The sequence below is a fragment of the Robinsoniella peoriensis genome, from assembly GCF_000797495.1.
GTDB classification, from domain to species: Bacteria; Bacillota; Clostridia; order Lachnospirales; family Lachnospiraceae; genus Robinsoniella; species Robinsoniella peoriensis.
Genome location: NZ_JTGN01000023.1, coordinates 25,208 through 38,399 on the forward strand (window position 1 = coordinate 25,208; position 13,192 = coordinate 38,399).

9 protein-coding genes and 1 pseudogene are annotated in these 13,192 nt (G+C 42.3%); 1 reads left to right on the forward strand and 9 read right to left on the reverse strand.

Annotation, left to right across the window (positions count from 1 at the left end; all coding sequences use genetic code 11):
* Positions 1-5: 5 nt before the first annotated feature.
* The 5 genes from QR40_RS28095 to QR40_RS28115 form a co-directional block, all read right to left on the reverse strand.
* Positions 6-332 (reverse strand): hypothetical protein, encoded by a 327-nt coding sequence (locus QR40_RS28095; protein ID WP_044297766.1) that lies wholly within the window; start codon positions 330-332, stop codon positions 6-8.
* Entirely contained in the window at positions 323-535 is a 213-nt protein-coding gene (locus tag QR40_RS28100) for a hypothetical protein (protein WP_044297767.1), read from the reverse strand. The genes QR40_RS28095 and QR40_RS28100 overlap by 10 nt, the downstream gene beginning before the upstream one ends.
* 38 nt (positions 536-573) lie before the next feature.
* Entirely contained in the window at positions 574-1,101 is a 528-nt protein-coding gene (locus QR40_RS28105; RefSeq protein WP_044297768.1) for a phiTE_072 family protein, read from the reverse strand.
* 255 nt (positions 1,102-1,356) lie between these two features.
* On the reverse strand, positions 1,357-2,298 hold the full coding sequence (locus tag QR40_RS28110; RefSeq protein WP_044297769.1) for a DNA cytosine methyltransferase: 942 nt from the start codon (positions 2,296-2,298) through the stop codon (positions 1,357-1,359).
* Positions 2,299-2,360: 62 nt separating this feature from the next.
* On the reverse strand, positions 2,361-2,690 hold the full coding sequence (locus QR40_RS28115; protein WP_044297770.1) for a hypothetical protein: 330 nt from the start codon (positions 2,688-2,690) through the stop codon (positions 2,361-2,363).
* A 173-nt stretch (positions 2,691-2,863) separates the two neighbouring features.
* Here QR40_RS28115 and QR40_RS31180 point away from each other — a divergent pair.
* Positions 2,864-3,627, forward strand: a pseudogene (locus QR40_RS31180) (IS5 family transposase).
* A gap of 49 nt (positions 3,628-3,676) precedes the next feature.
* Here QR40_RS31180 and QR40_RS28130 read toward each other — a convergent pair.
* From QR40_RS28130 to QR40_RS33910, 4 genes are all read right to left on the reverse strand, one after another.
* Positions 3,677-7,747 (reverse strand): family 43 glycosylhydrolase, encoded by a 4,071-nt coding sequence (locus QR40_RS28130; RefSeq protein WP_152614306.1) that lies wholly within the window; start codon positions 7,745-7,747, stop codon positions 3,677-3,679.
* A gap of 197 nt (positions 7,748-7,944) precedes the next feature.
* Positions 7,945-10,821 carry a LamG-like jellyroll fold domain-containing protein gene (locus tag QR40_RS28140; RefSeq protein ID WP_044297773.1) on the reverse strand — a complete coding sequence of 959 codons (2,877 nt, stop codon included), beginning with the start codon at positions 10,819-10,821 and terminating at the stop codon, positions 7,945-7,947.
* Between the two features lie 17 nt (positions 10,822-10,838).
* Positions 10,839-13,085, reverse strand: a complete 2,247-nt coding sequence (locus QR40_RS30450) for a family 43 glycosylhydrolase (RefSeq protein WP_052431103.1) — start codon at positions 13,083-13,085, stop codon at positions 10,839-10,841.
* Between the two features lie 19 nt (positions 13,086-13,104).
* On the reverse strand, positions 13,105-13,185 hold the full coding sequence (locus QR40_RS33910) for a DUF6783 domain-containing protein (protein WP_394910253.1): 81 nt from the start codon (positions 13,183-13,185) through the stop codon (positions 13,105-13,107).
* Between the last annotated feature and the right edge of the window lie 7 nt (positions 13,186-13,192).

Genomic DNA, 13,192 nt, shown 5'->3' on the forward strand with positions numbered 1-13,192 from the left:
CTCCGCTATTCTATCATTCTTCCACATCTTGTACATTTTCTGGAATATATAGTTTCCATTGATGGGAATCCAAAATATTCACCTCTGCTTTCCATGTGGCTGCTAATTTCAAGTTCTCCAAAACACCTTGGACACAATTCATTTTTTCTGCAAATGCTGTCAATCTCATCATTTAGACTTGTTTTAAAATTATCGTTCGTCACATTGTCAGAGAGTTCCTTGAACATACATAGTCGCAGATTTTTATCATCCAAGGTGTAATTTTTTATTGCTTCCACAAATTCGTACCCAAATTCTATTTCTACCGCCCACTTTCTGCATATTAATAACATTCTACAATTGGATCAATTTTACATTTCTTTCTTAGTTTATGTATAAATTTGTCAAAACACTCCGGACATAAGTCTAAATCCACTTTATCTCCATCATGTTGGGAACCAAATCCGATTCTCCAATGTACTCCAAATTCAAAATCTTCATCGAAATCATCAAATTCTTTCCCACAAATATTACATCTTATTATTCCTTTTGCCATTTCCTTTTCCTTTCATTAAAAATTTTTTAACTATGTTATTAAATTTCAGTTTGCGCCTTTAAATATTTTCTGATTTCCTGCTGTATTACCTCCGTAAATACCCTTGCAAATACTTTCGCCCCGCTTGGATAATCAGTTTGTATGCACTCCCACAGGTCAGAATATTCTTCCATCCCATCTATATTATCTAAAGAATTCATGAATTCCTTTTCACTGCATGTATCAATTGAATAGACTTCTTTTATCATCCGTTCTGACTGTTCTTCATTAGAAATCCAGTCTATAACTGTCTTTTTTGTTTCCTCCAAATCAAACACAGTCCTGTCTGAAATCTTACTCAGAAGATAATAACTATCTATTTGTTGCATCAATTCAAGAAATGTTCTCCCGCCTGATTCCACGCACCAGCTGTATGAATAATCCCCCGCATCTGATTGCGCCATCATCGACCAATTTTTATTATCAAACGTCACTCTCGCCCACATGCATTGCTTACAAAGCTCATCTTCTTTATCCATCCTGATATAAAACTGAATTGTGTCAGGTTTTCTTATTTCTACTTGCATTCTCTGCCTCTTTCCCGGCTACGACCGATGATTTAATCTTGTTGTGTGACAATTCCACCAACCCCATTACGTTTTTTATAACAAAGATACGTGCGATCCAGATCTGCAAAACTGTGCGGTACCGGTTGCTTAATATGCTTCTGGTTTCTCTTACATCGGAGATAACAGCAATTATTTTTACTACAATATGTAATATCCTCCTTCATGACTTCTCCTAACTATCCGACACTCAACAATCGTCGGATAAATTTTAAATTAATCTCTATGGACTTCTCCTAAAATAATTTTTCTTAGAATGCTTTCAAATATATTAACCGGTATGCTATTTCCAGCCTGATTATATAGTGCTGTGTAGTACCTTCCATTTCTTTTTTGAACCGTCTTTGCTTTGTAGAAATCTTGATCTTTGTATCCTTGCAGCCTCCAGCACTCCAATTCTGTTAAGTATCTAAACCGACCATTCCCGCAGTCAATAACCTGTGCCGGTGTTCTGTCTTGCCTTGTTGTTATTGTATATGCGAATTCTTTTATTACCGTTGCTCTTTTTATGCCTGTTTTTCCAATAGCAGAATATACACTAGGCTGCGTCACATCGTATACCGCAGGAACTTCCTCATTACTTATTAGTAACTCTGTTAAATCTTTCATTGGTGTCCTAATCAAGTCATCAAAAGTGAATTTTTCTCCGTTTAGAACTGATACTGTAAACACTCTTTCCCGTGCCTGTGGTAAACCAAAATCTCTTGCATCCAGAATACTATAATTGCTTACATATCCTAATTTCTCCATTTCTGATAAGTATCGATCAAAATTTGCTTTCATGTGTTTCGACAACACATTTTTCACATTTTCCCATATAACATATTTAGGTTTCCATTCACCCATGTTCTGTATGATCCGGATAGTTTCCCACATAAGGCTGGATCTGGTTTCGCTTCCTTGATCCGCCCCTTTTTGATGTCCTGCAATACTAAAATCTTGACACGGTGAACCATGTATTAAAATATCTGGCTTTAAATTCCAACCTACTACGGATTGTGTCTTGTAATTTAATTCCTCACTGAACATTGCATTGTATGATCTTACCGCCTTTTCATCTATTTCCACATAATCAATTGCTTTTACTGGAATCCCTAAATTTCTTAATGCTATTCTCGGTGATCCTATCCCGCCGAACAATTCTAGTATTTGTATCATATTTTATAAAGAGAACCCAGGTTCATGTGCGCACATCTCTGTCCTCCTATCTTAGTTAAATTTTAATTTACCGTATAACCAACTGTTAGTTTTAAAAGCATTTTTTCCAACTCTTCGTTAGCACTTCTAATAGCAGTAACATCAATTCCGTCCATACATCCCATATGCATAGACTTTTCATTTTCCTCTATTGTCTGTTTTAGAAACTGAACGGCTAATACTTTTGCAGTTTTTATGTTTTCAGGTTCCAATTCAGTATTTTCGTATTGTCTAAGTCGTTCAAGAGCTTTGTCTATTTCATCACAACAAAAATCACCGTAACAGTTTGATTTTTCTATGCAATTGCAGCATTTTATTAATGCCGCTTGTGGAATCGTCGTTAATCTTTTCATATTATCCTTCCTCAGATTCTCCCTGTTCTTTTAATTGTTCTCTATATAAATCTTCAAATCTATCCCAGAATTCAGCTGGAACCCCTAGAGCGTGTTTGAAAATTAAAAGTTGCACAAAACAAATGTTTTGCATCCCCGTTTTATGGTAAAATAAAGAAAAAGGGGTGTTTTATATGTTGAGACGATATGAATTAACAGATGATGAATGGAATCATATAGTAACTTTACTTCCTCCTGAAAACACAGGAAAACCAGGTCGTCCCTCAAAAGAAAACCGTACCATGCTTAATGCAATGATTTGGCTGGCGCGAAGCGGAGCCCCATGGCGTGATCTTCCTGAGCGTTATGGGCCATGGGAAAGTGTATACAGCCGTTTTCGTAAGTGGATTGATGCTGGCGTACTGGATAATATTTTTCGCGTTCTAAGCCTTGAAGCCGCATTGGAAGAACTTTCGTTAGATGCATCTATCGTTCAGGCGCACCAACATAGTGCAGGTGCAAAAAAAGGGGGCCTTCTAGCGAAATAGCACACAGCCTGGGCGGAGGCAGTACATAAATACACGCCATTGTGGATGCTTATGGAAATCCAGTGTATTTAATGATCAGTGAAGGACAACGCAACGATATTAATTTCGCGATTCMCTTATTGAAACATGTAAATTTAAAAGGAAGTAACATACTTGCTGATCGTGGATATGACAGTGATAAACTGATTGACTATATCTATGAGCAAGGTGGTGAACCAACAATTCCATCAAGAAAGGGAGCAAAGTTTGAACGTCATTGCGATTGGTGGCTATATAAAGAGCGGCATCTGATAGAAAAACTCTTTTTAAAGCTAAAGGCATTTCGTAGAATTGCCACCCGCTATGACAAACTTGCATTCACCTATCTGGGATTTTTGTGTATCGCTTCAATATTAATTTGGTTAAAATGACCAATGTGTAGCAATTTTCAAACACGCTCTAGCGCGTGTTTTACACTTATTACTTTTTCTTTACATTGATTACTATCTTAGCACTTTTACCATTAAATGTAGTTACCTTAATGGTTGCTTTTCCTTTTTTCTTTGCAGTAACTTTTCCGGTTGATGAAACAACAGCCACTGATGAATTGTAAGATTTATATTTTAGCCTATAACTGGCTGTCTTTGATGGGAAGTTTACTTTTATCCTCCAGGACTTTCCTTTCTTCAGATCCTTTGTTTTTGTACTGATTGAAATTGCCTTTGGTGCTTTTTTTACAGTGACCTTGCAGTAACTCTTTTTGCCATTTGCTGTCTTTACTGTAATCGTAGCCTTTCCAGGCTTTCTTCCGGTGATCTCTCCCTTTGACGTCACCTTCACTACTGACTTCTTGTTTGAACTCCAGGTAACTTTCTGAGATGCATTTGCGGGTTTAACTGCTGCTTTTAATTTTACCTTTTCTTTGGCTCCAATGGTGATTTTTGTTTTGTTTAGTGTCACTTTTGATGCTTTCGGCGTTTCCGGTACCGGCGGTTTGGGCGGAGTCTGGTTCTTCGTAAAGTTTGCTGTCAGCTTTTTGGATGCTGTTATATTTCGGTCACTTCTCTTTGCCGATTTTACTCCGTCACTCCATCCGGTAAAGGTATATCCTGTATTTGCCGTTGCCGTTACTTCAGTTGTGGAACCGCCCTTCACTATGGTCTGGACAGCTGTTCCGCTGATTTTTCCACCCGTCTGTGCCACGTACTCTACTGTTACCTTTTCTTCTGCTTTTTTGGTTACGGTTACCTTTAAAGATACGGTACTGTATGCATCCAGTAATTCTTCTTCATAGGTCATTTTTAATATAGGTGAGCCGTCGGCTGTCCAATGTACGCGTTTTAATCTTGCATGGCGGCAGGGGTCGTTCAGTGGCTCTCCGTTATAGGAGCTGTTATTACCATTATAATCAGAACCGCATTTCCGGTAATTATGGGAAGTTGGCCTTGCGTGGTATACGAAGATCGCATTCCCGTCCTGATCTACCGTAAAGGAGTTGTGTCCAGGTCCTTCTTCTCCATTTACATCCCTTGATGTAAGCAGCGGATAAGGGCTCTTCGTCCAATTGGCTGGATCCAGCAAATCTTCCCCTCCTTTTGCACTGCACATACCAATGGCGTATTCTGACCCGGTTCCGGATGCAGAGTAACACATAAATATATTGCCGTCTTTCTGTAAAACAGTTGCTCCTTCATTTACGCAATAACGGATCCGTTCCCATCCATAATCAGAACAGGTAATACGGGTAGGCTCTGAAGTCACCAGCCATGGCTGCTGCTCATCCACACTGGCTATAAATAAATCAGTACTGGAGCCCTGATAAGCTGCGGTAGGTTTGCCTGCCCAGATTACATAGGACTGTCCGTTCACTTCATCTTTAAAGTAAGTCATGTCCAGACAGAAGGACCTGCTAAACGGATTTTCCGATACCTCTGAAGTTACACCCAGTTTATAGTCTGTCCATTCGGATTCCTGACCGGATGCCTGTAATGCAGTTTCATAAGGATCACGGTCTCCGGGCAGTACCAGTGCATGGCAATAGATATCAAATAAATTACTGCTGTGGCTTTCTGTGAAATAGATAACCCAGTTATCACCCACTCTGTGTATTTCCGGTGCCCAGATATAGCGGTATCCTCTGGAGGCGTAGTCTGCTCCATCATAGAATCCCTGGTTTCCGGCCTTCCAGACGGTTACCTGGGTACTTCTGTCCTGCAGCCCTTCCAGTGTCTTAGAACGTCTTAAAACTACACGGTCATACTGTTCCAGCTGATCGTTTGAATCAATCTGATCCTGATCCTCCGGGAAATATGAACCGGTCATATAATAATATCCGCTCTGTTCATCCCAGTAAATGCAGGGATCCGCCATGCCTTCCACGAATTTTGTCTCATCGTAATATACCGTACCGGTTTCTTCATTATAATTATCCGGATCATCCGGATTTGCATTCTCCGGATCATCTTCCGGAAGGGTGCTTCCATTTAATTCTTTTAATTTATTGATATACTGGGTCTGAACCACCTTACCGGTTAATGTATACTCTCCCGGTTGGGATAAGCTGATGCCCTGCAGCGCTCCCTCCCAGTCGATACTGAATTTCTGACTGGATCCGTCTGTATAAACTGCATTAACACTTGGGTACAGTTTTTCCAGCTCCTGTTCCGTAAGCCCCTGCTGCGCATCTACATTTAAGCCGGTCAGGGACTCCAGTCCATTATTTACAACTGTCCCCAGTTTATTTACGATATACCGGTACTCTTCTTCTGTCAGGGAAACCGCATTTCCAAGGGTGATCTGCTCATCTGTGTCTAATATATTTTCCCCATTCAGCATTAATGTAAAATTAGAACGTTTCAATGGCAATGCATTTAATTCAGTTTCTGATACCATAATGTCATCATAATAAGCTACTCCATCTGTGGAAGTAAACAGATGGATTCCCCTGGAGGACGTCGCATCCGGCGCCGCCACTGTAAATCCCTCTTCTGTCTTAAAGATACGGGGATCTGTAACCTGAAGCGTGCCATTGGTATTCTTGGAGAAAATCACTGCACCACCATTGTTCAGAACTTCAAAGTTTTTTCCGTCTTTGCTCACAGCCATGTAGACACTGCGGGTTTCCTGGGCTACATTTGCTGCGGAGGCATAGAAGTCTGTAGAAGTGGAATATACAGCTGCATAATATCCCTCCTGCAGTTCCCTGACTGACTCTACTCCATGTACTGTAATTTCAAATGCTTCTGATTCCATACCGCTAACGATTGCTGTCACATGTGCAGTCCCTTCGGAAATTCCTCTTGCAACACCCTTTTCGTCTACCGTAAGTACCTCTGGATTATCAGATACCCAGGTTACTGTCTTGTCTACATTTGTAGATGCGGGCTGCAGTGTAACGCTGAGGCGGATACTTTTATCTTCATCCACCGTATTTTTGCCTGAAATAGTGACACTCTCCAAGGGGATTGGCACCATGGTTTCCTGATATAGAGCAGAAACTTCATCATCAGTCAGTGCTTTTCCATAGAAGGAAACGTCATCCAGCATAGCTCCGGCACATTTCCAGTATGTTGCCAGGCTGGCGCCCAGACGGACATTGGTTGCGGATGGATCTTCGGCAAGGCCTCCTGTGAGATCGCTGATCATCTGCCCGTATTTCTCGGAACCGGAGGTAATGGTATGCTGCTTTTTCACACCGTCGCTATAAAAAGTGATTCCGGACTCTGTGACTGTCATGGTAACCATTTTCCATGCATCCTTTTGGTCTAGTCCCAGGCTGGCAACGGAAAAATCTGTATAAAAAGTATTCTGGTCTGTGGTATTCCAATAAACCATCAGCTGGTTCACCGCAAATGTACCCGCTCTTTTACCCGTAGAAGGTGCTACTTCAAAGTCTATCAGACATCTGTCACCGCCTGCTTTGCCCGTAGTCTTTGTCCAGAAATTGAGGGTAAGGCCATTCTCCGTCTCCTGCCCTGCAAAAGGATTTCCCGGGAGCAGTGCATATCCGCGGTTGTTATAATCCGCCTCATTTAACTGAAGCACCTGTCCCCTGTATACATCATTTACCAAGGACGGTTTTTTTCCGCTTCCAACAGTCTCCAGTAAAAGCTTCTGACCGTCATATTCAAGCGCCTTTCCATCCGATGACAGCTTATAATCAGTAAAGTCATAGTTCTTAAGAGCCGTGGAGGAGATTTCCCCGGTTGCTTTATTTTCCACGGACTGTTTCTGATTACCGGGCTGTTCCAGAACTTCATCCAGATCTGTGTTCACGTCCTGCTGATCCTGTGGTTTTTCTGTCTGTAACAGAACCTCCGATTGATCTGTCTCCTTAGCCGATTCACCGTCCTGCTTTTCTGACTCAGGTGTAATGGCTGCACTATCCTGTTCCTGTATTTCGATTGCCGTATTTTCGCTGGCAAATACGGTACCTGACATCGGTGTAGCCGCCACTGCTACCGCGGTTACCACTGCCAAAATCTTTTTATATATTTTATTTTTCATTTTTATACCCATTGTATATTGCAGGCTTGCCTGCAATACTGCCACAATAAAACAGATTGAAAGAATCACACCGTGGCATCCTTTCTATAACATAATTTTCTTTCAACCTTTTCCTCCCTTTACTGCTCATCAAATGTAAATGAACTTCCATAAAAGCATAATTTTGAAATCCTCTCCAGTCTGCAAGCCGGAGCTTCTGCCCACAGGCAGACCTGCAGATCATTTCCGGAAGCTCTGAAGTTCTATTTTATTTTGATTGTCTTCTTCATGGTCACCCCTGATACCTTTGCTGTTACCACAACCCCGCCTTTTTTTAAAGCTTTCATTTTACCTTTTGCCGATATCCGGGCTAATTTTTTATTATTTACCGACCATTTCACTTTACCTGAAATACCGGCAACTTTTAAGGTAATTGATTTTTTTGCTTTTACACTGCTTTTTCCGGTTATTCCACCCACCGATATACTGACCGATCGTGTAATACTCTTTCCATCAACTGCAACCGTTACTCTAACAGTCCCTTTTCCGGTTTTCTTTCCCGTTACTTTTCCACTGGAATTTACTGTAACTGCACCGGATGCCTGATAAGTTATCTTGGGATTTTTGGCTTTGACTTCATTTGGACAGCTGACTGCTATCTTCGTTGCAGATCCTTTTGCAATTTTAGTCTTTGCGGATTTTGCAGTCACCTTTGACAAATCCACAACTGCTGCTGGAGGCTGTTTCTCTTCCTCAACTGTTGCTATCGTTATAAAATCCACCGGATATCCATCTGCCCCTGAGATAACTCTGGCAGTGAGAAGTGCATACCCTGCCTTTTGTGCAACTGCTGTACCATTTTCATATTTCACCACATCCGGAGCACTGGAACTGTAGCTTACGGTAACGCTATTTTTTAACTGATCCGGCAGGCGGAATATCGTTGCTGTTCCCTTTACTTTTAATGATACTTTAGAAGCAGGCTCGGCTTTTTTCAGCGTATCCCATACACTGTCATAGCTGTTCTCAAAGCGCAGACTCTTCACTGCCCTTTTTAACATGGCGGCTGCTGCATCTGCTTCCCCCTGGGAAACAATCCCCGCTGCTGACTCCAGTGCTGCATATAACTGTTTCCTGGATATAGCACTTAAATACGGCGTATCATAAGACCGTGCATCCTGTACAAGTGCATTGAGCTCTATTAGATTCAGTGCCTTTACCTTCACGGTAAATGACTTTTCGGCTGTAACCATTCTGGCTGTGAGAACCACCTGGGTATCAGCGGATGGGTTGTTAACTTTTCCCAGCCCCGTCACTACCTCAGGCACCGATGATTCCCAGACTACATCCATGGCATTAACTTTTAAAGGCAGCTTTAAATCATAAGCTACTGCATCCATACTTCCATTTCTGCTTCCCAGCAATATGCTATCCGTTACCGCATTATCCAGCTTTTCCTGAATGGCTTCCCGGTAAGCGGAATTTGTTCCTGCCACATCTAAATCGGACAAGGCTTTATTGTGAATTTTAAAGGATGAAATTTTGCCCTGGAAATTATCGTCACCTGTCCAGCAGGATTTTCCTATGTATCCCAGTATGTCATTTTCCGTACCCGGAGTTACTACATCATCCATGATGCTGTAACCGGTCTGTTTTTCATCAATTTTAATTCCGTCCACATAGAGGGTGATGGTTCCCCGGTCAAATACCATAAATACAGTGTAATATTCCTCATTTTTATTCAGCGGTGTATTCTGGAATAGAATTTCGGTATTGCTGTCCTTGATTCCTCCCCGAAGATTTCCGCCGGAAAAGGATGGACAGCAGAACATATAATTAGCTCCGCTTTTCCGGACTTTAGAGCCAAGGGTGAATAACCAGGCGTTCGTACCGCCGCTTCTGCTGTAAGTTGCTTCAACGGTAAACTGCTCTTTATCGGCAAGATCATCCATAATGGATACCGGGAACTGTACATAGCTGTTTTTCCCTGTTATATGCATAACATCCCGGTCATTTTCCGTATCAAAGGATACGCCTTGCGGATTTATAATCGTTCCATCATTCCCATGTCCGGATATGTCAAGCAGCCGGTCGCCGTCAACAGATGCCATCTGATATTCAACTGCCAGATTCTCATTTACTTCTTCCGGGTCATTTACGGTAACCGCAGTTGTCTCTGTTTTGGCTGTTTCACCGATACTCACCGTAGTTGTAATCTGCGTATTTCCTTTTTGGAGTCCGGTAACCATTCCCTCTTCATTTACTTCTGCTATAGTGCTGTCCAGAGACTCATAGGTAATCGTTACGTCTTCCGGTGTTACGCCTGCCGGAAGGCTGACATTAATCTTTGCCGCTTCATCCTTCATAAGCAGGATGCTCTTCTGTACATGAAAGCCTTCCTCACCCAGAATCTGCTCCGGAGAAAAGTCTCCATACAGTTTCAGGATCTGTGTATCGGTCAGCGCCTGATCATAAATGCTGATATCATCCGCCAGACCTTTGAATTCTTCATCCCAATTACTGACTCCCAGATAAATATCCTGATTTTGTCCGCTTAAGGCACTGGATGCCAATCCATAGCCGACCTTTTTACCATTTACGTAAACGGCTGTTTCTTCTCCATTTCCGGAAAGGGTAAGCATACTCCATTCTTCGGAGGGGATGTCTGCTTTGGCAATGACTGTCCAGGAATATGAGGTGCCCTCTTCCCGGGTCCAGAGCTTGTAATTATTTTCCCCTTTATTGCCGGATAGAGCCACCCATTTTTCCGGTGAATGATACCCAAGAAACAGGATTGGACTATTGTCTGTGATAGGGGCATCCGGTTTTACCCACAGGGATATCGTATAGGATTCTCCTATATTCTTCTGATTCATTTTCAAGCCATATTCGCCAAGCTCAATTGCCTGATCAGCTTCTTCTGCACTCCGGCCCTGGGCAAATGTTACATCTCCTTTGTAATCGCTAAGCCCCGTTACAATAGCCCGGGGACCTTCAGTCATTCCGTCATTAAAGTCATAATATGCCAGCGGCACAGGATCTGGCTCCTGGGCTAAAGCTGTGACTGCCTGAACACAAAAAGCTGTTGATACAGCCATGACTCCGGTAAAAGCTGCATATAATAATTTTCTGAACTTCATATTCATTCTCCCCCTCATTATGAAATCTTCTTCAGTTTCATGGTCTTCTTTTCAAACCCTGTCTTTGCAGTGATCAGTTTATTAATTGTTTTATATCTGGAAGAAGGAATCTTAAATACTGCCTTTTTATTGATATTTTTGAAAGCATTTTTTCCTATGCTCTTTATATTTTTTCCCATTGTCACTGTTTTGACTTTTGTCTTTTTATAGAATGCTTTGCTTTGAATGCTGGTTACTTTAAATGCATATCCATTTATTTTTACTTCAGCCGGAATTTTTATGGATGACGGATTCTTTTTTGAAGTTCCTGTCACAGAAACCGTTCCATTTCTGGCTGCTGATTTCGTTACCTTGTATTTCAGTCCCCCGCTTGTATAAGCTGCACCTTTTTTAGGTATGGTCTTTTGCGGCTGCACCGGTTTTGGAGTTTCCTGCCCGCTGGACGCTGAAGGTTTTTGTTCTACCAGAATTTTAATATCCGCCGATGCGGTTGTCCCCTGATCGGTATAGCTGACTTTTAAAGGTTTTTCACCTGACGTCTTCATATCCAGTGCACTTGCATTCGTACTGAATCCCGTTACTTTTTTACGGCTTCCGTCTGTATAGCAGGCCATTACCTGAAGGTCATTGGTGTTCAGGGTATCCCCGACAAGATAAGTACGTTTGGTCTTTAATACACGGATACCGCTTAACTTTGCCTGTTCTTCCGGTTTTTTATCTGCATCTGTATCTATGACAAACGTACACTGTTTTTCATTTGGATTTGTCTGCAATACCAGCTTTCCATCCTCACAGGCGAGATAATATCCAGGCTTAGCCACGCTCTCCAGGGTAACTCCGTAACCTGCAAATCCTTCCAGGGTACGAAAAGTCATATTATCTGCCTCCTGGGCAGTTCCATATGTATCCTGAGTCAGCACTGTCTCTTCTCCTTTTGCAGACAGGTACAGTCCCGGCTTATTGTAGGATTCAATGGAGACATAGGATGCTTTCGTCTTATCCGCCTTACCCGGCACAATCTCCCAGGAGGCATCTTCTATTTCCGCACTGAGGCTGGTCATTACCGAAGCACTGATCGGATAATACCCATCGTTCCAGCTGTTCACAAAATTCTCATGTGCCACCGGCACTCCCGAATAGTCATAAATGCGGCTGACTTTTCCGGTCAGGCCCGTAGAAGTCTCCTGGATCATGTCAATGCTTCCATCTGCCTGAATGGAAAATTCTTCTACACACACGGAACGCCGAAATCCGCTTCCATGAGGAAGGGAGCCATTGTGGTAAATAAAATATGTTTTTCCCTTAAAATCAAATACTGCCGGATGATTTGTATTGGAAGTGGCAGTAGGGGGCATCAGCAGGCCTCCAAAATTCCACTTTCCGTCAGTGAGATCATCGGTGGTGCAATATGCCATGCCTTCCCGCCAATTTGCCGCAAAGAAGAGATAATAGGGTCCGTAATAATTTCCGCCCTCATCCTGCTGGCGGTAGAGATAAGGCGCCTCCGTATAGGTATAATCCATGCCTTCTATGGTCTGCTGCCAGATATCATCTCCCATGGTAATCTTTCCATCCTGGTTCTGGTCTTTTACCGATATCATATCCTGGTTCAATTCACACAGGTAGAGAAGTCCGTTTCCCCATGAAAGGTAGATATGTTCTTCTCCATTTTCATCTGTCTCTATCCAGGCTGTAGGATCAATATCGTTCCAGGTACTGGTTTCTGGTTCTGTTACGTATCCCTTAATCATAGAATAACCAATATCCCGAAACGGTCCCGTAGGGCTGTCCGATACAGCCACACCGATAGACTGTTTCCCCCATGCCGTATTATCCCAGGAACAGAAATACATATAATATTTGCCGTTATGTTTCATCACCTGCCCTGCCCAGGCAGAGTTATTGTCGCCCCAGGATACATCTGTCATATCCATCATTACGCCCTCGTATTGCCAGTTCTCCATGTCCTGGGTGGAATAGCATAGATAATTTGGCATAACATAGCTTTCATTTTGTGCCACATCGTGCCCCACATAGAGATACACGGTATCTCCGTCTACCAGGACCGATGGATCTCCCCCATAGGTAAGATTCTCCTGATCATCGAATCCGAGAATGGGATTTCCAAGCGTACTCTTTTCTACCACCGTTTCCTTTGGAACGGTATTCCCTGCCGCCATCGATTTTAGTTCCATTCCGGGAACAATACCCGCCTGAAGCAGAATGGAAGCAGTTAGAATGCCTGCCATTACTTTCTTTTTCATTACCCTTTTCCTCCTTTTTCTATCTGAAAACTGCTGAGCGTATCTTAAAAATACTTTCTGCAAGATTTGGGTCACAATTTGCGGCAGATTTTTCAGACACGCACTTG